The following is a 25,349-nucleotide window of genomic DNA, read 5'->3' as shown; positions in this document are numbered from 1 at the left end:
GACATCATGAAACTGCGCTCTCATCCTCACCGCTTCACGATTTCAGCCTTGCTTTCACTTTGCCTCTTCGCCTGCGACCCGGCGGTGGTCAACGGGATCGGCGGCAGCGGCGGGGCCGGCGGCAGCGGCGCCACCATCGGCAGCGGCGGGGCCGGCGGCAGCGGCGCCGCCATCGGCAGCGGCGGCAGCAGCGGGGACCCGGACGTTTGCCTCTCGACCGCCCTGGGCCGCAGCACGCCGGTGACGTTTCATATCCGCAACACGGGCGCGACGGATCTCATGATTCCCAACGGCGGATGTGGCTGGCTTCCGTGGTCCCTGACCTCCCCCGACGGCGGGCGCCTGCCCAGCCACCCGTACGACGTGATGTGCGATGGTAGCTCCGACGTATGCCCAGATACTTGCAACGGCACAGGCGTCGTCCGGTTCGTCGCGGGGGCCGAGACGCCGTTCGTGTGGGACGGCATCTTGTCTCACGACGTCGACATCTATGCAGGCAAGTATTGCCCCGCCATGGTGAACGACGACTTCTGCGCGTCAGAGTGCCAGCGGTATGTGGACGCCGCGCCGGGGTCCTACACGATCGAGGTACAGGCATTCGACGTCGACGATGAAGATCTCGGGTCGCCGATCGTGAAGACCGTGACCTTCGATTACCCCGGGGAGACAGACTTCGACGTGGTGTTCCCCTAGAACATCGATCATGCTGAAACCCGGAGAAATTTCACAGGGAGGCGGGGAGGCGGGGAGGAAGAAAAAAATGAACTTCTCCCTCTTGCCGTCTCTCGCTCCCCGCCTCCCCGCCTCCCTGTGAAATTTCTGCTTTTTCTCGTGGTTTCAACCCGTTTGTCGCTCTAGCTAGGCAGGCGGCTCGCACGCGGCGGCGAGCGTGGTGCAGACAATGCTACACAGCCGGGTGAGCTCGTTGGATCTGTTGGTTTCTGCAGGCGGACCCGTGGATCGTACGCCTGGATGTCATGTCAAGCGCCGGTCGGTGGCGGAAGGTGCCTGGGTGCGCGGATGAACTTCAGGGCTCGCAGCGCTTCACGAAGGCGCCGGAGCCGATGTAATCCGAGCAGTGCGCAAGCTCGTGCATCGGGAAGCCGTCGGACGTGTAGCTGCCGTCGTTGCCGCGCACGAGCACTGACCAGGCTTCGGGCGCCTGGAGCTCGGCGCGGTCGCCGAGGCCCACGGCGTACATCGTGCCTTCGGCGTCGATCACGCAGGTCTCGACCTGCTGCGCCGACGGCTGGTCGACGTCGAGCTCGCGCGTACAGACCTCGGCGAGCTGGGTCTCCGCCATCCAGCAGTCGTGCGGCACGTCGTACGGCACTGCCGCCGCACCGCACATCCATTCCCCTCGCGTCACGGCGGTATCGCTCGGCGCCGGATCCACTTCACCGCCGCAGGCGGCCAGCAGCAGCGCGGCGCCGCTCAGGATGCACGCCACCCGTTTCATGCTCACCTCCGAGGAAAGATGGTGCTCCCCGCCCGAGGCTTGCGCAAGCCTCCTCCGTCCGAGCACGCGATCGCGACGCGCGGGCCCGCCTTCGCCGGCGAGCGAGGGATGACGCCGGCTCAGGCAGCGCTCGCGGCGCCGAGGTGTCAACGGATGGGAGCGTTGTCGACGTGGTCGATCCGCTCCCAGCGGCTGCCCTCGAGTCGCACGATGTCCTTCGAGCCGACGACCCAGAGCGCGCCGCCGACGCTGTCGACCGTGTGCGCGTCCTCGATCTCGGGCACGAGCCCGGTCGAGACTCGCCGGAGGCTGCCGCGCTCGTAGGTGAAGAGCCCGCGCGGATTGGCGCCGCTCGCCAGGTAGATCCGGCCGTCGTGAATGGCGATCGACGTGAACATCTGGCGCCGGCCCGAGACCGCGACCGCCCGGAAGCCGTCGCGCCGGTTGCCGCGGAGGAGCGTGCCTTCGCGCCCGCAGATCCAGATGCGCTTCTCGTCCTCGACGAGGATGCTCACCAGCGCCGCGCCCGTGACGGGCCGGAGAGCGGTGAACGTGGCGCCGTCCCAGACGAGGATCGTGCCGCGCGTCCCGGTGACGTAGATCTCGTCCTCGCGTGGACCGTCGACGCAGTAAAAGACCTTGTGCTCCGCGGCCGGAGAGCTCGGCGCGCGCAGGAGCGCCCGGGCCCGCTCCTCGGGATCTTGCAAGAGCGAGCGATCGAGGTGCTCCCAGCGGCCGGCGCCGAAGTCTCCGCCGACACGGCGATAGACCTGCCCCCCGTCGCCGCAGGCATAGAGGTGGTCGCCGACGGGGCGGAGGCGCGCGAGGCGCCCCCAGCGCTCGGCGTCGGGCGAGGTGATGCCGGCGCCAGGGATCTTCTCGCGCGGGAACGGTGGCCGCGCGAGCACGACGTCTCCCTCGGCGGAGAGCACACAGAACGAGGTCGGCGCGCCGGGCGCGGGGGAGAAGCGGGTGATCGAGGTGACCGCGACCTGGAGGTCGTCGTAGAACCACTTCACCGGCCCGGGATCGCCGGCATCGTAACGGCAGAGCCGGGTGAACGGCGTGAAGGGCTCCTGGCCGTCCGGCACGCCGGCGACACAGAGGAAGTCGGCGGCAGCGGCCTTGGCGCGGGTGAAGGTGAGCGGCGTCGTCATGGTGATGTCTCCCTCGACCTCAGTAGCGGCCGCCCGGGCGCATGCCGGTGCTGAGCGCCTCGAACTGCGGGCTCCCGGCCACGGTCGGCATGATGGTGGTGCGGCCGAGCTGCGAGCGGTCGACCCCGGCGAAGCCCGCCTGCACCGCGGCGCGGATCTGCGCCTCGCACTCCCGGCGGAGGTTGACGACCTGGTTCTCCGAGAGGTTGATGATGCTGCCGATGGCGGTCGTCCCCGGCGGCGTGCCGTTCACGCCCAGCTGGGCGATGCTCGCGTCCACGCCGTGCGCCTCCCAGTGCTCCGAGCCGTCGTCGGTGGCGTTGCCCTGGAGGCAGATGGCGGGCCCGTCGCCGAATGACGGGAAGTTGGGGATGCGCTTCAGCCCCGCCTCGCCCTCGGCCCTCGTGCCATAACGAAGGGTGTAGTCGGGCACGATGTGGTGCGCCTGGTAGCCGGGCTCGCACGTGCCGCGGATGGTCCTGTAAGGGCCGACGTTGCAGGGCCGCTCTCGCTCACGCGTCACGCGCACGTTGCCCGCTTCGGCGGCGATCCGCGCATTTTCCTCCTGTCGCGCGCGCTGCGCCTTCAGGCGCTCGGCGTTCTGCCGGATCTTCTCGGCCGAGGGCCACGGCTGCGTCACGAGCTGCTCGAGCTGCTCGGGCGTCATCTGGCGGAAGTCGACGAGGGTGCCCGCCTTGAGCGAGAGCTGATTGTTGGTGCTATCTACCTGGTTCCAGTACCAGCCGCTCGATCCGTAGGCGGCGCTCCGCTGGTCGGCGCTCATCTGGCCATAAAGGTGCTGATCGATGCTCCGGGCGAACATGCCTTCATTGCCGATGTAATACTGACCGGCCATCTCCCCGAGGCCTGCCCCCAGCGCGCCGAGGCCGAGCAGCGTGTTGAGCCTGGCGGCAGCCCCCAGGGGACGCGCGACCGGCGCGCTCCCCGGCGTCGTGGCCGTGCCCGTGCCCGTGTAGGTGCCCTTCGTGTCGAGAAAGGCGACCTGGACCGGGCGGTCGCCGGCGCTCAGCACCCGCGTGTCCCGCACGAAGACGAGCTTCCCCTCGGTGTTGCGGTCGTTCATCCACCAGGTGTCGTCGTGGCGGACCGCGTTCTTCCCCTCGATGCGCACGTTGGGCGAGTGGGTCTTGGGCTCGCAGACGCTGCCCACCGTGCCCGATTTTATCCCGAGCCCACCGCCCGGCTCGTCACCCTGGCAGGTCGTCACCTTCGACCCCATGTTGTGCGACTGATCGCCGGTCTGCAGCACGGTGGTCGCGGTGTCCACGGCCGCCTGGTTCTGCCTTGCGTAGATCGAATAAGGGACGGGGACGAGCGCCGGGCCGACCGGCGTCTTGCAGACATCCGGGCAGGTCGAGACGATGACGCCTTCGCCGATGTCACGGCTGCCCTCGCGCGGGATGCTCATGCGTTGCTCCCCGGGCTCACGAGCCCTCGCTCGTCACACCACGGCAGCGCCGCCGCCTCCTCGAGGCTCGCGGCGGCGAGATCGATGTGATCGAAGCCCTGCGACATGTCCACCCAGGCGCGCCAGGTGAGCTGGACGGACCATGGCGGCTCGCCGCGGACGTCGATGTGCATGCCATCGAGGTGGAGGCGCACCGGGACGCGGCGCCCCCGCTCCCCCTTGAACCAGGCCCAGAGCGAGCGGCCGGGCAGCGTGAACGCGAGCGCGCCGCCCCCCGGCGTGAGGCCCTGGAGCTCGACGCGCTCGTCGCCGCGGAGATGGCCGGGCAAGACCAGGCCGGGGTGCGCGGTCTGGTAGAAGCGATAGTCGAAATCGGCGGGGAGCTGAGGGTGGCGAGCCGCCAGCCAGGCGTCGTCGTAGGTGCCGGCGAAGCGGCTGCGAAACTGCCACCAGGGAGGCACGGGCCCGAAGCCCTGCGGTTCCGGCCGCGCCGCCGGGTCGCCCACAGGCTCGGCCTCGCTGTCGACGGTGGGCGCGGGGTAGGCGCGATCGGCCGGCGTGTGGCGGCGATCGAGGACGCCCCGGCCGATGGGGTTGCGCGCATCGACGTTGCCCTCGGGATCGCCGATGACGACGCCGCCGGCGGCCGATCGGTAGTCGATGGACGCGCGGGCCGCCGGCTCTCCCGTGGAAAGCCGGAACCCGCTGGCGTCCGGCTCGAACGCGCGCGGCGCGTGCGCCCTCAGGGAGCGCGTGGCTTCGCCGACGCGCGCGCCCACCTGCCAGACGTGCGCGGGCTCGCCGCCGGGGGCGTGGGCATCAGCGAGGAGGGTGACGTCGGCCGCGGGCTTGAAAGGGATGAGCAGGCCGACCCGGAGCATCGGTGTCGCGTGCGGATCACCCTCGTACTCGTCGGCGAGGATCAAGGGTTGATCGGGGGCGATCGACAGCCGGCCTTCGGGCGAGAGGAGAAGAGTGCCCCTCGCCGCGACGACGGCCATGGCGGCGCCGTCACGGTGCTTCTGCTCGAAGCCGATCGCGGCGAAGGGGGTGGTATTGGAGGTGAGCATCGAGGGGCCCCACGCGGTGAGGTTGGCCGGCGCGGCGGCTCATGCTACCGGCGCGCGCCGGACGTCACAAGCCGCGACCGACGACGGGCCCGACCGGGGCGTGCCCGTCGGGGTCCACAAGGCCAGCGCGGCCTCAGGCTAGTTGAGATCGATCGGATGGCCGAAGACCTGGACATGCTCGCTCCCGTCGACCAGGATCCTGACGCCCTTGAGCGTGATGTTGCCGTCCTTGTCCATCACGAGCTGCGATTTACCGCACGTGATTTCGATCTTCTCGCCGACGTTGATGGTCTGATTCCGGCCGATCTGCACGGTCTCGTCGATCCCCACGGCGCGAGCGCGGATCATCCCCACCATTTCGCGCAGGCTGTTCATCACGCTCTTCGAGGCGTTGTTGCCGACCGTGACATCCTCGTTGTTGCCGATCCCCGTCGTCCGGTCGCGGCCGATCGTCGTCTCCTGGTCGTTCTTGACCAGCTTGTGGAGGTCCTTCTCCGCTTGCATCCTGACGAGCTCGCTACCGGCCTTGTCCTCGAACATGATCTCGTTGTAGCCGTCCGTGGACGGGCTCGAGTTGCTCTTCCAGCCGCTCTGCGTCTTGTTCGCGGGCAGCGAGTAGGGCGTCTTCTGGAGGTTGGTGTACACGCGGCCGACGATGATGGGCCGGTCGGGATCGCCCCCGAGGAAGTCCACGATGACCTCCTGTCCGATGCGCGGCAGGTTGGTGCCGCCGAAGCCGGCGCCGCCCCAGGGCTGGCTGACGTGGATCCAGCACGACGAGTCGTTGTTCATCTTGCTCTCGCGATCCCAGTGGAAGTGGACGCGCACGCGGCCGAACTCGTCGACGTGGATCTCCTCGCCGGGCGGACCGACCACCGTGGCGCTCTCGACGCCCTGCGCGCGCGGCTTGCGCGTGCGCAGCGGCGGCCGGTAGGGCGCGTCGGCGCTCACGGCGACGCAGGAGTGCTCCCACACGCCCGGGACCTCGCCGGAGAGCTGGGACTCGAGGACGAGCAGCTTCTTGTCGGGACCGAGCTCGCTCTTCGGGTGCTCGAGGAACGAGAGGACGGCGCCAGGCGCGGGATCGATGACGTTGGTCTTGAAGCCGATCTCCCGTGCCGAGGCGCGCTTCGCCTCGAGCCGACGCTGAGCGAGCGCCTCGCCCTCGGACTCGTCCGCGCGATACTTGCCTTGCTCGTCGGCGGTCGGCGAGCTCTCGCCCTTTTGACTTTCGAACAGGAACGCGCCAGGCACGTAATGGAAGCGCTCCAGCTGGTCTTCCACGGAGCCGGCGCCGGAGGCGGTGGCCAGGAGCTTGTAGTTCGCGGGCCGCCGGTGGTCGTGGTCGCGCACCGTGTACTTGCCGGGGCGCAGGCGGCGGCCGACGACGACCCTGGTGACGTGCTCGCGGTCGGCGTCGGTCGGGTGGTCGCGGTAGGCGATGGGCGCGCGGGCGGCGTTCGCCTGGGGGCGGTCGTCGAGGACGAGCCGGCTCTCGCCGCCGCCGTCGAAGTAGAAGCTCACCCCGGCGTCCTCCAGCATGCGGCAGATGAAGGTGTAGTCGCTCTCGCCGTACTGGACGCGGTACTTGCGCTTCTTGTACTCGCTGGCGAGCCGCCGCGTGGGGGAGATGCCCCACTCGCCGAGGAGCTGGAGCGCGATGTCGACCTCCGACTTGTGCTGGAACATGCGGTGGTTGCGGCGCTGGGTGGCGAGCCAGAGCCGGGGGACCAGGGTCAGCTCGTAGGTGGAGAGGTGGCGCTCCTCGACGGCCACCTGCTGGAGGTGGCTGCACAGTCCGGACCAGATGCGGGTCCGATTCGCGTGCGCGGCGAAGGTCATGGGCTGGCCGATGACGGCCTCGAAGTCGATGTCCGGGTTGTCCGAGACGGCGACGATCTGGACCTCGAAGAGCGATGACATCCGCTCGGTGACCTGGAAGCGACGTACATCGAGCATGTCGCCCGACGCGATCTGCGCCTCGGCTCGGTAGAGCCCCGAGCTCGTCAGGTCAGACAGTCTGGTTCCCATATCTCGCATGTTCGGGTGCGAATCGGCCATGGGCATTCCTAACCCGGTCTACCCTGCGCTGGTAGAGCGGACAGCCGATGCTAGCCGGCAGTCTTCCCGGTAACAAGGAGGGCGGCCGCGCGCATCGCACGATCGTGGCTCCGCCGGCCGCGACCGCATCGGGCGCTCGAACGTGCACGCATTGACGCCCCCTGTTACTGTGTGCAGTATCGCCGGCGGAGTGAAGGTCGTCTCCCTCTCGCAGCTCCCCGTTGGCCTTGTGGTGTGGCAACCCCATCCAGGCGCCTGGATACAGACGGTCGTCTGTAAAAGCACGTTCGAGCTGTACCCCGGGGTGTGTGCCCTCGCGGCCGAGCAGGAGCCGCTCCACCTGTCCGAGCGCCACTGGAGCGACGACGCGAGCTGGAGCCTCTACGCGGCCTCCGACCTCGTCCCCCACCGTGCCCGGGCGGACGTCGTCCTCGTCGGCCACGCCTTCTCGCCCAACGGCACGGCGGTCCGATCCCTCACCGCTCGCGTGATCGTGAATGACATCGACAAGGCCATCGAGGTCCACGGCGCTCGCAGCTTCACGCAGCACGGCGTCCTCGATCAGGGCTCGCGCGTCACCAGGATGCCGCTGCTCTGGGAGTACGCGGGCGGCGGCCCCGGCACCTCCAACCCCGTCGGCGTGCCCCCCCATGCGCGCGACATCCACGGGCGACGCAACCTCCCCAACCTCCAGCGTCCAGGCGTCGTCGTCATCGGGCCGGACGACGTCATCGAGCCCGTTGGATTTGGACCCGTTGCCTCCGGGTGGCCCACCCGCCGGCAGAAGCTGGGGCGCTACGCGGCCACGTTCCCCGTCAACGACTGGCACCGCCAGCCCCTGCCTCCAGACCTCGACGTCGGCTACTTCAACGCCGCGCCGTTCGACCAGCAGACCACCGCGCTCCGCGATGACGAGCGGCTCATCCTCGAGCATCTCCACCCCGAGCACCCGCACCTGATGACGAGCCTCCCGGGGCTCCACCCCCGCGCCTACGTCGACCGCGCCGGCGAGCCCCCGCAGGGCGTCCCCATGTGGCCCGATCTGCTCTGGATCAACACCGACCGCTGCATCTGCACCGTGACGTGGCGCGGCCAGGTCCCACTCCGAGAGCCGCAAGAGGCCGGACAGATCCTGGTCGCGCTGGAGGGGCCCCACCAGACCCTCGCCTGGAACGACATCGAGAGCCTGGCCAGCAGTTATGGCGTCACGCTCGCGAGCGGCCGGGCCGCCGGCGGCGCGATGGGTGAGATCGGCTTCCAGGCGCCCTACGACCAGGCGCACGAGGGCGATAGCGACGTGCACGGCGAGGATGATCCCGAGGCCTGCACCCTGCCGGTGAGCGTGAGCCCGGATCTCGCCGTCTCCTCGCCGGCCCTGCCGTTCGCCACAGTGCCGGCGAGCCAGCGTGCTCCCCCGTCGAGCCAGGCGCAGCGCCTCGCAGACCTTCCCTTCGTGCAGTCGGCGCCCTACGCAGCCGCGGTGCCCACTCCGGCGGCCGCGGCGCAGCCGCCCGCCGACGCGCTCACTGCCACCACCGCGGCATCACTTGTCGCCGCGGAACCCGCGTTGCCATTCGTGCAGGGCGAGCGAGATGAACCTGCGCTGCGTCACCAGGCGGAGTCTTCGCCGCGAGGTGCGGTGCCATCAGAGGCTCTCGACAAGGTGCTGCGTCCGCCGCTCGTCGCGGTCCCTCCAGCGCTGTCGCCTGCGCTGTACGCGCCGCCTGCACCTGAGCGCGATGCGGGGTCTCCGCCGCTGACGGTAGAGGAGCCCGCCCCTCCTGCCATGCTCGGCCCCCTGGCGAGGCCAGACTGGGGGGCGACGGAACCCTCGGCGGAGGCGGCGCCCGAGCCTGACACCCAGGCGAACGAGCCTGGTCCGCTCCCCGCGGCGGAGGAGACCGCGCCGCCTCTCGCGGCCTTCCCCATCGAGCGTTGCGCAGCCATTGCGGCGAAGCTCGCGCGGCGGCCGGCGGACCGCGATACCATCCTCAAAGCGGAGGAGCTCACGCCGAAGACGTGGCAGTGGCTGCACATACGGCGGCTTGACGAGATCCAGGACGAGGTCGCGCGCCGGAAGAAGAAGCTCCTGTCAGCGTACGACGCGGCCTACGTGGCGGCGCTCGAGAAGGAGCGCGGGCCGATCACGGCGGGCGAGTACGCACAGCTCGTGATCGCGGCCGAGCAGGGGCAGGGCCAGGCGGCGCTCGCGGAGCTGGGCCTGCCGGATGAGTCGATGATGCGGATCCGGCGGGTGTGGCTGGAGAGGATCGTGAAAGACAAGAAGGCGGCGGCAGAGGTGCGGGCCGCAATGCGGAAGGCGGACGAAGCGTGAAGGCGGGCGCGCTGGGCCCGACGGGCAAACGCATGTCGTGCATTGCGCTGAAGGAGGGTATCGACCGAGGATGCTGACGCGAGCCGCTGTCCTCGCAGCGGACGTGAGCCAGCGCGGGGTAGACAGTACTACACAGCCGAGTGAACTCGTTGGATCTGTCCGTTTTTGTGGGCAGATCAGCGGATCGGTACTTTGTACGTCATATCAACTGCCGGTCCCCTGCGCCGGGTTCGTGGACAGCAGCGGAAGGCACAACCGGATGGGCCTGGGCCCTCCGGCTCGACCGCATCCCGTGATCGCCCACCCCGCCGCGATCGTGCTCGCCGCGCCGGTCGCGATCAGGCCGTGAGCACGATCCCGCGGGTAGTGCGGTCCTTTGAGATCAGGTGCGGTCATTTGACTCCGGACCTCGCGTGAGAGGCTAAGTTCGGCCGCAAGTAAAGTGCAGCCCGCGTCGGCGCCAACCGACCGGGCTGCGTGGCCGAAACCTCCCGACGAGAGGTCCCGACAAGATGCAACTTGTACTCCCGCTGCCCGAATGCGGGCAAGGCGGACGTGCGCCTGTGCGTCGCCGCCGCTTCGCTCCCTGTCTCTCACTTACACCCACACAGCGCAAGCGCCTACAGGCAGCCTTGCGCAGCCTTCGGTCGGCCTACGGCTCGTGGTCCTGCTTGGCCGAGGTGATGGACATGTCCGTCATCGCGCTCGAGAGCATCGCGAACGGCAGGGCCAACGGCTCCCCAGCGACCGCGCTGCGTGCCGCTAAGGCAGCCGGCGTCTCGGTCGACCAGCTCTTGGGCGACCTCGCTCCGGTCCATCGCTGCCCAACCTGCGGGAGAAGCGGGTGAAGCGCCCGCGGAAGGTGGCGAAGAGCCAGCCGACCGCACGACATCCCCGGAAGCGACCGAGCATCGAGGCGATCCTCGCCGAGCGCTCGGTCATCATGGCGGTCATCGTCGCCAGCGGTGTGCCTGCGCGTGATCGCCAAGATGTCTTCCAGAACGTCGTCATGGGCGCGTGGCGCTCGATCAAGCGAGGTCTCTACCGCCCGGCGCCATGGGACGACCCCCGGAAGGCCCTGCGCGGCTACCTCCATGCGGTCGCGAGACACCTCTCCATGCACCACGTCCACAGCGCGTGGTCGCGCCGTGCCGTCCTGACCGAGCAGCCGTTCGGCCTGCTCCGCGACCTCGTCGGGCCCGATCTGGAGGCGCAGGTCGCCGCGCGCGAGGTCTTGGACGCCATGACGGAGCTCCCGCCGTGGCAACTGGAGGCGCTGCTCTCGGTCGACAGCCCGGAGTCGCTCGTCGCGTACGCCCGACGGCGCCGGATGAACCCGCACACGGCGGCGTCGCGGCTCCGCATCGCTCGCGAAGCCCTGGCCCTGAAGCTGCGGAGGTGGCGCCGATGAACGGCACAGCTGACCGCGCGCTACAGGCTCAATTGTCCGCGCCCTTCGACGGGCAAGCTTTGTGCTCAGGATCCCACCAGAGCACACAAAAAACATTGTTTATCCGGAGCCCGTATATTCGGAGCTTCCCACCTATTCGGAATGAAAACAGGCTGTCTCGGCCATCGTCTAATTCCAGAGCCTCAAGCCGGCGCTGCGCCTCCTGCGACAGCTTGTCCCAATCGATATAGTGGTCGTGCTTCTTATTTTTGTCGATTTCTACCCACGCACGACTCTCTATCTCGCGAATCTTGAGCAACAGAAAGTCTAGGTCGGCCTTGCTGAACAGATTCCAGCTATACGGACCATCAAAATCGGCGAGCTCCAACTTCCACACTACCTTATGCTGGGAGTGGTCGGCGTCCCTCGCCGCCACACGCGGCACCCGAGTCCTACTTGGCGCATGCGCTGTCGCAGGGATTTTGTGCGCCGATGTCGAGCCAACCGCCACGGCTGGCCGCTTATCCGTGGACGGCGGTGAGAATATCGCTGGGCGCCGATTCTTCCCCATGGCTCACTCGCTGGTGTCGCCAGGTATGAGACCGCTATAGTACTCCATCATTGCGCCCAGCGAGATCTCCGCGTTGCCGCGCTCGCCCATAGGGACGCCGGCTCTGGCGGCCTTCCACGGCTCTTCACGGTGAGTGAGATCGCTCAGCCACTGGGACGACTTGTCTCCGTAGAATTTGATGACCGAGTCGATCGTTTCGCGACCCTTGTCGTCCAGCTTGTCGGGGTTACCTGCTGGCCACTCGTCCACCATGAACTTGCCGCGATGCTCGTCGTAGAGTTCTCGAACCACAGGCCCGTTCGCCCACGCCTTGATCGGTTCCTGAAAAACGGGCCTCTCGTCCCACACCAACGACCACGCTTGCGAGTAGTAGACGAGCTTCTGCAACTTCATCGCCGTCATCGACCCCAACCGACGAAGGATGTAGGCCGCTACATCGTGGGCCGAAGCGCGCGCCCCTTCCTTGTCACCCATGATCTGCCCCTCCGTCCTGGACGGCCCGCCTGTGGAAAACTCGTGGACAACCCAGGGGGTAGCTATTATGCAGCGCTGCCCGGCCGTCAATCAGGGAGAAGACGTTTGTCCATCCTGGCGCGAATTGGACTACGCACATGCGCGTAAGTTGTTGATTTGTAATGAAAATCGTCAACAGGCTGAGGTATTGACAGTGCGCCCACCGATGTGGTAGCCAGCTTGCGGCCGCGTGTTCCTGTTGGGCGGAGGGCGAACGCAGCGCCTGATTCCAAGAATCCAGGCCGTCCATGTCGGGAAGGTCGGCGCACACGCGGGGCGGGTTGCGTCGGGAACGTGCACGATGGGGCGCAGCAGTGGCTGACGCACCGCGCCAACCCGCCAGCCATCCTTCGTGGCTGGCGGGCTCGCCTCGGCCTCGGCGCGGGCAGCTGTTGGGACTCCGGATCCGTGGGTGCCACGGTCACGAGCGGTGCGTCGGCATCGTGGAGCGCGACGACGAACGGGTCGATGTGCTCGTCTACCTCGGCGAGCTACCTCGGCGAGGTTGCACGATCTAGCGCGCAACGCGCCTCGCCCACATCGACCGGATGAAGGCGGTGGGGGAGTGGACGCGCAGGTTCTCCGGGCGCAACTCCAGGAACGTCTCGACCGCTCGTGGGCGTAGCCGAATCCGGAAGCCTGAATGCCAACATACGGACCCATATACTCACAGAGATCCGCCATGCCGACTGCAAGACAGAAGACCAGGCCAGATATCGAAGGACTAGCAGGTCGCTACGCTGAGGAGCTCGATGCTCAATTTAGAACGCTGAATTTTTTCACAAAGCACCCTGGAGAGGTTGGGCGAACGCATGAGGCGTTTCTCACGAACGTGCTGTCGCGCTATATGCCGTCAAGGCTGCGATGCGGGACCGGGTTCATCGTCTCCGAGAGCGGGGTTAGTCGACAGCAGGATATCATTATCTTTGATCACGTAAAGCTCCCTATGCTGTACGACGCTGGGGGCGTGGTTGCTGTAGACGCAAATGCTGTCGCGGCCGCTGTCGAGGTGAAGACGTGCCTAGATAATGAGGAGAAGTTTAGCGAGAGCCTGATAAAGCTATCCGAGCTCAGGACAACGCTGCAGCTAGACGCAACGTGCTTTGTTGGGCTTTATGCATATGAGGGGCCATCGACTGAACTCGCCGTAGAATGCCTCAGGCGTGTGGCAGAGTCTGTGGATGTTGCGAACGGCAGAATTCCGGACGCTGTATACGTGCGTGGCAAATATGTATTTGCTCCCAATCGCCTACAAAATCGTTGGGCCGACGCGCAGCTTCTCAGGTTAGACATAGGCAAGCATGGGGATGGGACTGGACTTCTTTCTATGCTAACGTGGATGTGGTTCAGCATCCAGCATCACGGCTTTTTATGGCCTTGGTGGTTGCACGCTTGGAGCGAATTAATGTGGGAGAGATGTGAGGGGGTGGCGTGGTCCACGTCCACGCACCGGCGGCCTAGCCCTACTTTCGCGAAGCCGACAGGGGTTGGATGTGTAGACGCACGGCGCGCACCGAAAATCGTGCACGTCCCCTGGATGCGGCGACCTGTCGTCGCTACATGAACGAAAAATGCACATCTTCGAGCGGGAGGTGGACGGTCGCCGCTACCGGATCGCGGCGCAGTCGGTGTGGGACGCGGTAGCGGGGCGCTCGGTCGCGAGGCAGGTTGTCCTCGGGCCGGCGGACCCGCCGCCGACGGTCGACCTCGGGCGAACTCGGACGGTCGGAACGAGGGCGGTGGGGGACGTCGGCGCGCTCGTTTGGGTTGCCGAGCAGCTCGACTTGGTGAGGCTGATCAACGAGGCGTGCGGTGACTACGGCTCGAAGAACGGGCCGTCCGTGGGCGAGATGGCTGTCGCCGTCGCGCTTCAGCGCGCATGCGCGCCGGGCCCGAAGTGTGACCTGGGGGATTTCCTCGACGGCGCATTGCCGCGGGTCTCGTGCCTGCCCGGGTCAGCATTCACGGGGCAGGCGTTCCACCGCATCGCGCAGCAGGTCACCGATCAGGAGCTGGAGGCCGCCCAGGTGGCGATCGCTCGGGCGGCGATCGGTCGGTTTGCTCTGTCAGCCGACGTGCTGGCGTTCGACACGACCAACTTCGACACGCACATCGCCACAACGACCCCCGGCGAGCTGGCGCGTCGCGGACACGCCAAGAGCAAACGAAGCGACCTGCGGGTGGTGGGACTCGGCCTGCTCGTGAGCGAGACCGGGCACGTGCCGCTCTTGTACCGCGCCTTCGGCGGCAACAGCTCGGATCAGGCCGTGCTCGAGGAATGCTTGCAAGGGCTGAGCGAGCTGCACAGCGCGCTCGACGCCGGGGAGCAGCGAACCAGCCCCGGTCATCGGACACTCGTACGCGACGGTGGCTTCTGGAGCCCTCAGCTGGAGCTTCATCTGGAAGTCACCGGCTACTACAGCCTCATCTCGTTGCCCCTGGGACACAGCGCGGCCGAATGGGCGCTGCAGCAAGCTGCGCAGAAAGGCGCGATGCGGCACCTGACCGGACAGTACGAGGACGTACGCGCTGCCCGCGTGCGGACCCAGGTCGGCGATCTTGACCGCACGCTCGTCGTCATTGAGAGCCTCACGCTGCTCGAGGGGCAGAAGCGCGGCATCGAAGCGCGGCTGACCAAGGCCAAGGAGGAACTGGGCAGGCTTGAGGCACTGGTGGAGGCCGGCCGCATTCGACGCGCGTCCCTCGAGCAGCGCGTACGCAAGGCGCTCGCGCGCGAGCACTTGGCCAGCTTCGTCTTGGTCGAGATCGACGGTCAGGAGCAGGCCCCGACACTGAGCTGGCGGGTCGACGCCGCTCGCCGGCGAGAGCTCGAGGCAACGCGCCTGGGCAAGCGTGTGCTCTGCACCGACCACCACACCTGGAGCACCGAACGCATCGTCCATGCCTTTCGCGGCCAGTGGAACGTCGAAGAGCTCTTCCGTCGCTCGAAGAAAGGAGGCGTTGTGCCCTGGGGTCCCTCCCATCAGTGGGCCGACGGCTCGCTGCGGCTTCACACCTTCGCGACGGTGCTCGGGCTGATGCTCGTCAGCCTGGCACGCATCGCCCTTGGCACCGACGCCTCCGCCCGCGCCATGATGGACAGCCTCGGCGACATCCGCGCCACGCTGGTCCGGACCGCAACGGGCGCCCAGGGACGGCGCCCCACGATCCCGCTCGCGCCCGAACTGAATGCAGAACAGCGCCGCGCTGCGCGCATCTTCGAGCTCGACCGTTGGCTTCCAGGTCTTTCTTCATCTAGACGCCGACAGAGCGCAGCATCTGGAAAGCAAGCGCCTTCCTAAACCTCAGGAACGCGCGTTGCGAAAGTAGGGCTAGTAAGCGCGGCCGCCCTCGGACAGGCGTCGAGGCGCGGGCGATCAGGGCCAAACGCCGCTCATGACACGGGGGGGCTTCGCACGAAGCCTCCTAGCTATGACATCCGCTGTCCTATCGCCCTCTCTTCTGCGTCCTTGCCAGCGGTTTTCCCCGGAGAAATCGCTATAATCAGAGGACCTTAGACGAAAACGCCCCGCTCCCAGGTGCGAACTGGAAGCGGGGCGGCAGAAGCCGAGCGGTGCGACCCGTCCGACGTCCTAGCAGACCGGATCGTGGGCCCTCCGCCGGGGGAAGGCAAGGGTCCCGTGGCGAACGTGCTCCCGGCGGAGAAGCGCCTGCGTGTGCTCGCGGCGCTCGTAGACGGCAACAGCGTGCGCGCGACCGAGCGCATGACCGGCGTCCAGCAGAAGACGATCCGGCGCTTCGCGCTGGCCCTGGGGCAGGGTGCGGAGCGGCTCCACAACCGGATGGTGCGGGACCTTCGCTGCGTCCTCGTCCAGGTCGACGAGATCTGGGGCTACGTCCAGAAGAAGCAGTCCCGCGTGACCGAGGCCGACCCGCCCGACGTGGGCGAGGCGTACACCTTCGTTGCGGTGGACTCGCTGTCGAGGCTGGTGATCGCCTACCGCGTCGGCAAGCGCGACCAGGCGACGACGGACGCCTTCATCGAGGACCTACGCGCCCGCATGCTCGTGATGCCGCAGCTGACGTCAGACGGCTTCGCCCCATACATCCCCGCCGTGGGCAGGTCGTTCGGCACGTCGATCGACTACATGCAGACGGTGAAGAACTACCGATCTGGCAGCCGCGGGCGCCGCGACGACGACCACCGCTACGAGCCGCCGCGCGACCCCTTCATCACGAAGACGACGATCTACGGGGCGCCGGACGCGAAGAAGGCGTCGACCGCGTACGTGGAGAGGTTGAACGGCACCACGCGGCACCAGAACGGGCGCATGCGGCGTCTGTGCTTGGCCTTCTCCAAGCGCATCGAGCACCATCGCGCGTCGGTCGCGCTGGTGTACGCCTACTACAACCTCTGTCACGTCGTGAAGACGCTCAGGGTCACCCCCGCGGTGCAGGCCGGCATCACCGACCACGTGTGGTCGCTGGACGAGCTCCTGGAGACGCTCTTGACCGAGGGCGAGACGAGCGCTCCTGAGGCGCAGCCGCTCGCTCATCGCGAGCCCGCCGCGCCTGCGAGGCCGCTCCCGAACAACCGGGGCTTCCTGCGCCTCGTGACGGAGCCGACGCCCGCGTTGAAGCGCCCACCGCGCCTTCCGGAGCCTCCGCCGTCGGCGCCTCCGGTCCAGGCTGCGCCACCTCCGCCGCCTGACCCGCCGCGACGGCCGGTCCAGCTCGACCTGTTCGACCTCGGCAAGCCGCCCGCCTCCGAGGACTGAACGCGTGATCTGGTGCGGTCTTTTGCTCGTCGGCCGCAGTCATTTGGGCAAATGACCGCACTACCATCCCGCGCATGTTCCATCCCAGCGTTTCTCGACAGGCCTCCTACCTCCTGCTCGCATCCCTCTCCGCCTGCGCGCTCCTCGCCGGCTGCGGCGACGACGATGACGTTCCCCCGAACGACGGCGATCCGGTCTGCACCGCGTGGGGCGACGCTCCGCCCGGCGACGGCCTCTTCGAGCTCCCCCGCCCGACCGGCCCGCACCCGGTCGGCACACAGGTCCGCGCGCTGACCGACAGCGCCCGTGGCGAGGAGGCAACCGAGGACCCCGAAGACCGCCGGGAGCTCCTCGTGCAGCTCTGGTATCCGGCCGACCCCTGCGGCGCCGGCGAGCTCGCGCCCTACCTCACGCCGGAGGAGGGCGACAGCCGCCGCACGGGCCAGGGCCTCCCGGTCGAGGACGGCTTCGAGGCGAGCTTCGTCACGCACGCGCGCGTCGGCGTCCCGCTCGCCGACGAGGGCGCGCCCTACCCGGTGCTCCTCTTCTCGCACGGGTTCGGGTTGCTCCGCGCCGACTTCACGAGCCTGCTCGAGGACCTGGCGAGCCACGGCTTCGTGGTCGCCGCCATCAGCCACACCTATGACACCGAGCTGGCGGTGTTCCCCGACGGCCGCGCGGTGCCCTTCGGCTCGGTCGTCGGGACGCCGCCGGCGATGGACGCGACGCCGGAGGAGCTCGAAGCCTATTTCGAGGTGATGGACGCGCACGTCGCGGTCTGGGTCGACGACGCGCGCTTCGTGCTCGACGAGCTCACGGCCGCCGCGCAGAGCGACCCGGAGGGCCTGCTCACCGGGCGGCTCGACCTCGATCGGGTCGGCGTCCTCGGCCACTCCTACGGCGGCGCGATGGCGGCCGAGGCGTGCGCCGTCGACGACCGCTTCGACGCCGGGCTCGACCTCGACGGCAGGCTCGGCCGGCCGGAGAGCGGCGCCGGAAGCAGGAGCCTCGCGCAGCCGTTCCTGATCATGCTCGCGGAGAGCCACAGCGACGACCCGACCATCGACGAGACCTACGGCGCGCTGGAGGGCCAGGGCTACCTCGCGCAGGTCGAGGGCGCCGCGCACCTCTCTTTCTCGGACCTGCCGGTCGTCATCGAGCACCTCCTCGGCCCGGGCGCCCTCCCCGAGCTGCTCGGCACGCTCGCTCCCGCCCGCGCGGTCGAGATCACGAACGCGTACACGCGCGCCTTCGTCGAGGCGCACGTGCGCGGCGAAGCGTCGCCGCTGCTCGACGGCCCCTCGGCGGAGTACCCCGAGGTGTCCTTCGACAAGAAGCGCTGAAGCCGCCGCGTCCGCCTGCCCTCCCCGCTCCTCTCCTGCCCCCGCCTGCCGCCCGCACGCCGCGCCCGCCTGCCCTCCCCGCTCCTCTCCTCCCCCGCCCGCCGCGCGCCGCGCCCCCTGCCCTCCCCCGCTCCTCTCCTGCCCCGCCCGGCCGCGCACGGCGCCCGCCTTGCGCCTGCCGCCCGCGCGCCGTCACGCCGGAGGTGTCAAACCTCCCCTGTCGGGGGTACGCCCACGTGGCCGGCGCTGTAGAGTCGGCTCCCGGAGCTCACCGCCGTCCTCGAGCACATGGAGAGGTTCATGCTGACGAAGCTCAACGAAAGCGAAACCGTCGCGTCCTGCGAGCGCTGCTGGGAGCAGGAGATCGTCCCCGCGCTGCACGACTACATCCGCATCCCCAACAAGTCGCCCGCCTTCGACCCTGCCTGGCGCGAGAACGGCCACATGGACAAGGCGGCGGCGCTCCTCGAGGCCTGGTGCAAGGCGCAGCCGATCCCCGGCCTCAAGGTCGAGGTCGTGCGCCTCGGGAACCGCACGCCGCTGATCCTGATGGAGGTGCCCGGCAAGACCGACGACACGGTGCTGCTCTACGGCCACCTCGACAAGCAGCCCGAGATGGTGGGCTGGCGCCAGGGGCTCGGCCCCTGGGAGCCGGTGCGCGAGGGCGACCGGCTCTACGGCCGCGGCGGCGCCGACGACGGCTACTCGGGCTTCGCCTCGCTCGCCGCCCTGCGCCTCCTGCACGAGCAGGGCATCCCGCACGCGCGCTGCGTGGTGCTCATCGAGGGCTGCGAGGAGAGCGGCAGCCCGGACCTCCCGGCCTACATCGACGCGCTCGAGGGCCGCATCGGCAAGCCGAGCCTGGTCGTGTGCCTCGACTCGGGCTGCGGCAACTACGACCAGCTCTGGACCACGACGTCGCTCCGCGGCCTCCTCCAGGGCACGCTCGAGGTGAACATCCTGCGCGAGGGCGTGCACTCGGGCGTCGGCAGCGGCGTCGTGCCCTCGACCTTCCGGATCCTGCGGCAGCTCCTGTCGCGCATTGAGGACGAGCGGACCGGGCGCATCCTCGTGGACGCGCTGCACGTCGACATCCCGCAGGAGCGCGTCTCGCAGGCGCGCGCCGCGGCCGAGGTGCTGGGCACGACGGTCGTGAGCGAGCTGCCGTGGGTGCAGGGCGCCCGCCCGGTGACCGACGACTTGGCCGAGCTGCTCCTGAACCGCACCTGGCGGCCCGCGCTCTCCGTGACCGGCGCCGAGGGCCTCCCGCCCCTCGCCAGCGCGGGCAACGTGCTGCGCCCGACGACGAAGGCGAAGCTGTCGATGCGCATCCCGCCGCGCGTCGACCCGAAGGCCGCGGCGGCGGCGCTGAAGGAGACGCTGGAGAAGGACCCGCCCTACGGCGCCCAGGTCCGCTTCCACGTGAGCGAGCCGTCGCCCGGGTGGGACGCCCCGGCGACGGCGCCCTGGCTGCAGGAGGCGGTGAGCAAGGCATCGAAGGCGTTCTTCGGCCGGCCGGCGATGGGGATCGGCGAGGGCGGGACGATCCCCTTCATGGCGATGCTCGGGGAGAAGTTCCCGCAGGCGCAGTTCCTGATCACCGGCGTGCTCGGCCCGCAATCGAACGCGCACGGGCCGAACGAGTTCCTGCACCTCGGCATGGGGAAGAAGCTGACCTGCTGCGTGGCGAGCGTGATCGCGGACCACGCCGCGCGGGCGCGCTGAGGGGCGGCGGGGCCGTCGCGGTGCGCTCAGAGGGCGCGGGACCCGCGGCGGCGCGCTCAGGGGGCGCGCAGCGGCGTCGCGGCGCGCTCAGGGGGCGCGCAGCGGCGTCGCGGCGCGCTCAGCGGGTGCGCGCCGCCGCATCCGGCGACGCCGCGTCCGGCGCCGCCGGGAAGGCGAGGACGACCCGGGCCCCGCGCTCGCGCCCCTCCTCGACGCGGATGGATCCGCCGAAGTTCTTCATCCGGTTCGCGGAGAAATGCAGCCCGATGCCGCTCGCGCCCTCCTTGGTCGTGAACCCGTACTGGAACACCTGCACCCGCGAGCCCTCGGGGATCCCTGGCCCGCTGTCCTCCACGGCACAGCACACGTCGGCCCCGTCTTGCCATGTCTCGATCGCGATCCAGGGCTCGCGCGCGCCCCCCTCGCCGACGGCCGCCCGCGCGTTGTCGAGGAGGTTGTAGAGGATCGTCAGGACATCATGGCGATTGGCCACGATGTCGCCGACCGGCCGCAGCTCGATCCGGACGGCGACGCGCGCGTTCACCAGCGCCGAGCCGTGCACGCGCAGCGACTCCTGCACGACCTCGTTCAACGAGAGCCGCTCCGTCCGGTACGCGTTCCTGTAGGCGTACCGCTCCTGCGCGCGGATCGCGTCGCGGAGGATGTCGAGGTGCTCGCGCAGCCGCGCGACGTCCGCCGCCGTCTCCTGCTGCTCCTGCTCCACCGCGGCGAGCGCCAGCTCGATGTAGCGGCGCAAGCTCTCGCCGCGCGACGCGTCGGCCGGCTCGACGAGGTCCGGCCCGGCGGGGTCCGGCTCGCCCCCGGCGAGCTCGGAGAACGCCCTCGCCAGGCGCGGGAGGCGCGACCGCGCGAGGCGATCCTGCACCAGATCCGCCGAGATCCCGGCGCTGTTCAGCGTGTTGCCGACGCTGTGGAGCATGTCCATCGCGACCTGCGCCATCCCCGAGTGGCGCGCGATCTCCGCCTGCTCCGCGCCGAGCTTCCGGTACGACTCGTAGAGCCGCACCATCGACCGCACGCGCGCGAGGAGCTCCCTCGGGGAGAACGGCTTCACCAGGTACTCGTCGGCCCCGCCGTCGAGCCCCGACGCGACCGCCTCGTCGTCCGCGCGGGCCGTGACCAGGATGATCGGGACGTGGCGCAGCACGGGGTGGGCCTTCAACCACGCGGTGAGCTCGATGCCGGACATCACCGGCATCATCACGTCGGAGACGACGACGTGCGGAGGCGACCGCTCGATCAGCCGCTGCGCCTCCAGGCCGTCCGCCGCCTCCAGGAGGCGGTAGCTCGGGGACAGCAGCGCTCGCATGAACTGCCGCATGTCCGGGTTGTCGTCGACGAGGAGCAGGAGCGGCCTGCCCGCCTCGGCGCCCGCCGACCCCGGCGGGCTGCGCGACGGGGGCTCGGCGTCCGGCGCGGCGGCGCCAGAACCGAGCGGACTGCCGCCGGAAGAGGCCCCCGCCGGGGGCAGCGCGCCCGCCTCGATGTTCAGCGTCGGCTGGCCCGAGGCCATGACGGCCTTGTCGGCGCGGATGTAATGCTCTGCCTCCTCTGTGGTCCAGGGCAGACCGTGATCGGTGAGGCCGATGATGTCATCCGGGCAAGAGAGCCCTGATCCGCGGGCGTTCAGCTCGTTCGTCCCGATATGGACGCAGTCGCGGTCGTTCCACCAGATGCTGTATGGGAACGTCGATACGATGTACTGCAAGAGCTGCTCTTTGTGGGACTCTCGCAGGTTCGGCGGAGTGCGCTTTGGCTCTTTCGGGTCCAACATGAGCAAGCCATGACGACGGGCGGATCCTGGCGCGACTGCCAGAACAGCGCTCCTGTCCAGCAGCCCCCACGACACCCCTTGCAGCCCGGCTCCCGGGCAGCCGGGGACGGACCAGGGATCCATCGCCCATCATATCACCCGGAGCGGTCCACGCGCAACCCGTCGGCCGTCGCCGCGCGCGGGCGCGGGCGCGGGCGCGGGCGCGGGAGGCAGGCCGCGCGGCGTGGCAAGGCCAGGCTCGGCGAGGACCGCCACGCGATCGCCAACGTGTTCCTGAGCGTCGTCGAGAAGGAGGACGACGGGACGCTCTTCACGCGCCTGCTCGAGGTCATCCCCGAGGTGAACCAGACGCTGGGCGTGCCCGAGGAGGAGTACCTGAAGCCGGGATCGTTCAGCCGGGACGACCCGCGCTGCCCGTGAGCCTCCCCGGGATCGAGCCCCGGGGAGGTGTCGAGTCATCGGCTCACACGGTTCACACGGTTCACACGGTGATCCGCGTGCCGTCGAACCTGGTGAACGTGAAGCCGTCGAACGGCTCGCGGAAGGTGCGGCGCTCGTCCCGGAGCAGGCTGATGGCCACCTGCTCGCCGAGCGCCAGCGACGCGGCGGCGTCGGTGCGCCAGTGGATGCCCGCCCAGTTGCGCCCGAAGGCGGCGTTGGTCGCCAGCTTGTTCAGCTCACCGCCCACGGTCAGGGGCGGTCCGACGTAGGGGATGAGCCGGGTCGGATCCGCCGGATCGGGGACGAACGGATCCTCGATGACGTGGTCCTCGTCGAAGAACGCCTTGATGAGCGTAACGTTGACCCCGGCGATGGCGGCGGCGCCGCCCGGGTACGACCCGTGGAGCGGGGCGCCCTCCGGGTAAGCCTGCGGCAACAGGTAGCTGCCGAACAGGTCGTACGTCAGCTCGGCCACCTGCGATTCAAGGATGTCGCGGTGCAGCGGGTAATCGCGCGCGTCGTTCGCGAGGCGGTGGTGCACCAGCCCGCCGTACGCCTCGGGGCGGAGATTGTTGTGCACGAACCACTTCTGCCAGTAGGTGGCGCGGATCTCGCGCGACGATCCGAAGGGGAGCAGGCTCTGCAGGTAGCCGAGCGAGAAGGTCGCGGCGGCGGAGGCCTGCGTCCGCGACGTGAGGTAGGGGTTGGTCGGGCTCAGGGGGGCCGCGATGCCCCCCGGCACGCCCGGGTTCCTGCTGCGCGCCGCGGCGAGGAGCAGCGCCGCGCCCCAGTAGAGGGGCGCACCGCCGTGAACGAGCTCCGCCAGATCGCGCCCTGTCGAGACGTAGCGGGGGACCGGGTCGTACGCGATCGACCGGGTGGGGCTGATCCCGTTTTGCACCGCGAGCCACTCGTCGTACTCGGTCTGGAAGTCGTTGCCCGGCAGCGCCGTGCGGATCTTGCCCTCGATCACCTGCGGGCCATAGGGGATGTCCCGCAGGAGGAACTGCGAGATGTAAGGGCCATTGAGCACGCCGGGAGGAATCACGTGCCTGGCCGTCCTGCCCGAGCGATCCCGGGGATCGGCGTAGGTGACGCTGCCGCGGAACAGTGTCCCCAGCGTCACGCGGCCGCGAGCGCGCGGGCCCGTGAAGCCGGAGAGCCGGTTGATCTCGTCGATCGCGTTCGCCACATCGCTGCTGTCCGCGTAGCTCTCGAAAGGCAGGTCCCGCAGCAGCGCCTGCCAGTAGACCTCGACCGCCTCGGCGGCCTTCTCGGCGCTCGCCAGCGCGGGGGCCGGGGGCAAGCCGATCTGGGCCGGAGTCGTGCCGATCAGGCTGACCGCGAGCGTGCCGACCGGACTGACAAGCTTGCGGTCGCCGCCGAGCGGGATGGCCTCGAAATCGTCCCATTCGCGCGACGCGAAGGCCCTCGAAGCGACGCGGTACGCCGCCGGATCCACCTCGCCTCGGTCGTCGTGCGGCAGGCCGCGCGTGTTCGTCCCGATCTTGTTCGGATAGCGCGCCTCGTCGCCGTTGTTCGGGTGCGGCGCGATCGGCACCTCGAACTGGTCGACCGCGGCCTCCACGCGCACGCGCAGGGCGCGCAGGCGGAGCTCGTGATCGAGCGGCGATACGCGCGGATCGCGGCGCAGCGAGACGCCGTCGAGCAGATCGTCGATGCCCCCCCGGCCGGGCGCCGCATCGGCGACGCCGGGATCCGCGGCGAGCACGCCGCCGACGGCGAGCGAGCCCGCCACGCCGAGGAAGCCGCGCCGGCCTGTCGCCTTTTCCGCCGCCGGTCGCCTCGCGGCGGCCTCGGAGCTCGCGGGCCCCTGGGCGTCAGGCGAGGAAGCGGCGCGCCGGCTATCGCTGTCGTGAGAATCGATGGTCATGGCGTTCAACTCCGTCGTTGCATGGACCTTGGCGTCTGCCCTGCCGCGGCGTTCGCGGCCGAGCACCCATGAGACTCGGCCCGTGAGCTCAGGCGGCGGCGTCCCGTCCTGGAAGCGGAGACGGTGACAACGAGCTTCCGGCGGCGCGCGCGGCTCGAGCGCTGACGAGGCCGAGATGAGGAGAGGCGGCGTGCTCTCTCCGTCGTATCCGTTTTATAGGATGAAATGTCTACTATAACGGACGGACGCGAGCAAGGACTTTGTTCCGCAGCGCACCGGCCACTTCTGTCATCCGGGGCGCGGTGGTATCGGGGAGCGGGTGCGACAGGTAGGCGATGACGAGGCGGGCTCCGTGATGGCGGACGGGATCGTCCGCGCAGCGCGGGTCGGGGACCTGGAGGGCGTCCTGGAGCTCTATCGCGACCTCCACCCGGCGGACGAGTCGTTCCCTGCCGAGCCCGAGCTGTCGGCGCTCTGGGCGCGCATGCTTGCGCAACCCGGGCTCCGCGTCTTCGTACTGGAGCGCGGGGCGGCCCTCGTGGCCAGCTGCACGCTCGTCGTCGTTCCGAACCTCACGCGCGGGGGCCGGCCGTATGCGCTGGTCGAGAACGTGGTGACCCATCGCGAGCACCGGCGGAGGGGGCTCGGGTCGCGCGTGGTGCGCCACGCGCTGGCGGAGGCGTGGGAGGCCGGGTGTTACAAGGCCATGCTGCTGACGGGCTCGCGGCGGCCCGAGGTGCACCGCTTCTACGAGGCGTGCGGCTTCCGCGCGGGCGACAAGACCGGCTTCGTGGCGCGCCCCGGAGCGGCCGGCTAGCGCGGCGTTCCGGTCGGGCTGAAGCGCCGTCGCGACGCTCTCACATCGCGCTCCTCGACCGCACCGAGCGCCCACGACGGCGATCAGCGGACCTGTTCGGTGGACCATCAACCAACCTGAGCGTCAAAAGGGGATGAACACGTCGGTCCGATTCTCGGCCAGGTTGTCGGTGACTACGGCCCCGACGAAGTTGAGCGCGGAGGCGCTCCGGCAACTCGATGCCTGCGGCGAAGATGCGGCAGACGCCGAAGAGCAGCGTGTCGATCGAGTTAAGGACCCTCGTTAAGTTTACCTCGTCAGGTGCAGGACTCAGAGGACGAAGGCGTCGTGTGCTGAGCTGCCCCGGGCCGCCGTTCCGGGACTTACCCTGGAGCTTGAACCGGTAGGTGCCGGCCTGGGGGAGACGAAAAAGCCAGAGATCACCGCAGGGACCCTGTACATGGCACATTTTCTGCATGTCATAGCCGTATCCTCGGCTGCGCTTCGCAGCGGGCTGCTCGGAGCGTTGGCGCCGGGGCGCCTGGATCCAAAGCCGTGGCCCGCGGTACGGGAGCGCACGCCGAGGTTCGGGCTGGGCTTTTCGGCGCGAGGTTCCTAGGATCAGGACGCG

Annotated in this window: 19 protein-coding genes; 10 read left to right on the top strand and 9 right to left on the bottom strand. The window is 69.2% G+C overall.

Features of this window, described 5'->3' with window-relative positions:
- Nucleotides 1-48: 48 nt before the first annotated feature.
- Entirely contained in the window at nt 49-693 is a 645-nt protein-coding gene (locus WME85_RS01050; RefSeq protein WP_437834356.1) for a hypothetical protein, read from the top strand.
- 334 nt (nt 694-1,027) lie between these two features.
- Here the strand turns inward: WME85_RS01050 and WME85_RS01045 are convergent, their stop codons facing one another.
- The 5 genes from WME85_RS01045 to WME85_RS01025 form a co-directional block, all read right to left on the bottom strand.
- The gene (locus WME85_RS01045) at nt 1,028-1,459 is read right to left on the bottom strand and encodes a hypothetical protein (protein WP_437834353.1); all 432 of its coding nucleotides are present in this window, start codon (nt 1,457-1,459) and stop codon (nt 1,028-1,030) included.
- 146 nt (nt 1,460-1,605) lie between these two features.
- The gene (locus WME85_RS01040) at nt 1,606-2,616 is read right to left on the bottom strand and encodes a hypothetical protein (RefSeq protein WP_437834351.1); all 1,011 of its coding nucleotides are present in this window, start codon (nt 2,614-2,616) and stop codon (nt 1,606-1,608) included.
- Nucleotides 2,617-2,635: 19 nt separating this feature from the next.
- A complete protein-coding gene (locus WME85_RS01035; RefSeq protein WP_437834349.1) occupies nt 2,636-4,045 on the bottom strand; it encodes a DUF4150 domain-containing protein in 1,410 nt (469 codons plus the stop codon).
- The gene (locus WME85_RS01030) at nt 4,042-5,115 is read right to left on the bottom strand and encodes a DUF2169 family type VI secretion system accessory protein (protein WP_437834347.1); all 1,074 of its coding nucleotides are present in this window, start codon (nt 5,113-5,115) and stop codon (nt 4,042-4,044) included. The genes WME85_RS01035 and WME85_RS01030 overlap by 4 nt, the downstream gene beginning before the upstream one ends.
- Before the next feature lie 138 nt (nt 5,116-5,253).
- Nucleotides 5,254-7,146, bottom strand: a complete 1,893-nt coding sequence (locus WME85_RS01025; RefSeq protein WP_437834345.1) for a type VI secretion system Vgr family protein — start codon at nt 7,144-7,146, stop codon at nt 5,254-5,256.
- 220 nt (nt 7,147-7,366) lie between these two features.
- Here WME85_RS01025 and WME85_RS01020 point away from each other — a divergent pair, with 220 nt between their 5' ends.
- Both WME85_RS01020 and WME85_RS01015 read left to right on the top strand, forming a co-directional pair.
- Nucleotides 7,367-9,511 carry a DUF2169 domain-containing protein gene (locus tag WME85_RS01020; RefSeq protein ID WP_437834342.1) on the top strand — a complete coding sequence of 715 codons (2,145 nt, stop codon included), beginning with the start codon at nt 7,367-7,369 and terminating at the stop codon, nt 9,509-9,511.
- Between the two features lie 844 nt (nt 9,512-10,355).
- Nucleotides 10,356-10,922 (top strand): RNA polymerase sigma factor, encoded by a 567-nt coding sequence (locus WME85_RS01015; RefSeq protein ID WP_437834340.1) that lies wholly within the window; start codon nt 10,356-10,358, stop codon nt 10,920-10,922.
- 28 nt (nt 10,923-10,950) lie between these two features.
- On the opposite strand, the gene WME85_RS01010 is transcribed toward WME85_RS01015, so the two are convergent.
- Nucleotides 10,951-11,289, bottom strand: a complete 339-nt coding sequence (locus WME85_RS01010) for a hypothetical protein (protein WP_437834337.1) — start codon at nt 11,287-11,289, stop codon at nt 10,951-10,953.
- A 186-nt stretch (nt 11,290-11,475) separates the two neighbouring features.
- Nucleotides 11,476-11,946, bottom strand: a complete 471-nt coding sequence (locus WME85_RS01005) for a Panacea domain-containing protein (RefSeq protein WP_437834335.1) — start codon at nt 11,944-11,946, stop codon at nt 11,476-11,478.
- Nucleotides 11,947-12,628: 682 nt separating this feature from the next.
- Here WME85_RS01005 and WME85_RS01000 point away from each other — a divergent pair.
- The 5 genes from WME85_RS01000 (at nt 12,629) to WME85_RS00980 (ending at nt 19,792) form a co-directional block, all read left to right on the top strand.
- A complete protein-coding gene (locus WME85_RS01000) occupies nt 12,629-13,549 on the top strand; it encodes a DUF6602 domain-containing protein (RefSeq protein ID WP_437834333.1) in 921 nt (306 codons plus the stop codon).
- A 7-nt stretch (nt 13,550-13,556) separates the two neighbouring features.
- On the top strand, nt 13,557-15,287 hold the full coding sequence (locus WME85_RS00995; RefSeq protein ID WP_437834331.1) for an IS1634 family transposase: 1,731 nt from the start codon (nt 13,557-13,559) through the stop codon (nt 15,285-15,287).
- 339 nt (nt 15,288-15,626) lie between these two features.
- On the top strand, nt 15,627-16,724 hold the full coding sequence (locus WME85_RS00990) for a transposase (protein WP_437834330.1): 1,098 nt from the start codon (nt 15,627-15,629) through the stop codon (nt 16,722-16,724).
- Nucleotides 16,725-16,798: 74 nt separating this feature from the next.
- Nucleotides 16,799-18,067, top strand: coding sequence for an alpha/beta hydrolase family protein (locus WME85_RS00985; protein WP_437834327.1), 1,269 nt, complete (start codon nt 16,799-16,801; stop codon nt 18,065-18,067).
- 300 nt (nt 18,068-18,367) lie between these two features.
- Entirely contained in the window at nt 18,368-19,792 is a 1,425-nt protein-coding gene (locus tag WME85_RS00980; RefSeq protein WP_437834324.1) for a M20 family metallopeptidase, read from the top strand.
- A 118-nt stretch (nt 19,793-19,910) separates the two neighbouring features.
- Here WME85_RS00980 and WME85_RS00975 read toward each other — a convergent pair whose 3' ends face one another.
- On the bottom strand, nt 19,911-21,521 hold the full coding sequence (locus WME85_RS00975; protein WP_437834321.1) for a response regulator: 1,611 nt from the start codon (nt 21,519-21,521) through the stop codon (nt 19,911-19,913).
- Between the two features lie 75 nt (nt 21,522-21,596).
- On the opposite strand from WME85_RS00975, the gene WME85_RS00970 reads away from it, so the two are divergent.
- Nucleotides 21,597-22,007 carry a hypothetical protein gene (locus WME85_RS00970; protein WP_437834320.1) on the top strand — a complete coding sequence of 137 codons (411 nt, stop codon included), beginning with the start codon at nt 21,597-21,599 and terminating at the stop codon, nt 22,005-22,007.
- A gap of 61 nt (nt 22,008-22,068) precedes the next feature.
- Here the strand turns inward: WME85_RS00970 and WME85_RS00965 are convergent, their stop codons facing one another.
- Entirely contained in the window at nt 22,069-23,922 is a 1,854-nt protein-coding gene (locus WME85_RS00965; RefSeq protein ID WP_437834318.1) for a vanadium-dependent haloperoxidase, read from the bottom strand.
- Between the two features lie 355 nt (nt 23,923-24,277).
- Between WME85_RS00965 and WME85_RS00960 the strand changes: the two genes are divergently transcribed.
- A complete protein-coding gene (locus tag WME85_RS00960) occupies nt 24,278-24,739 on the top strand; it encodes a GNAT family N-acetyltransferase (protein ID WP_437834316.1) in 462 nt (153 codons plus the stop codon).
- The last annotated feature ends 610 nt before the right edge of the window (nt 24,740-25,349 follow it).

The organism is Sorangium sp. So ce1153 (genome assembly GCF_051521595.1).
Classification (GTDB): Bacteria; Myxococcota_A; Polyangia; order Polyangiales; family Polyangiaceae; genus Sorangium.
The sequence above is the reverse complement of the archived record's forward strand: the minus strand, read 5'-3'. Positions and strand labels throughout refer to the sequence as shown.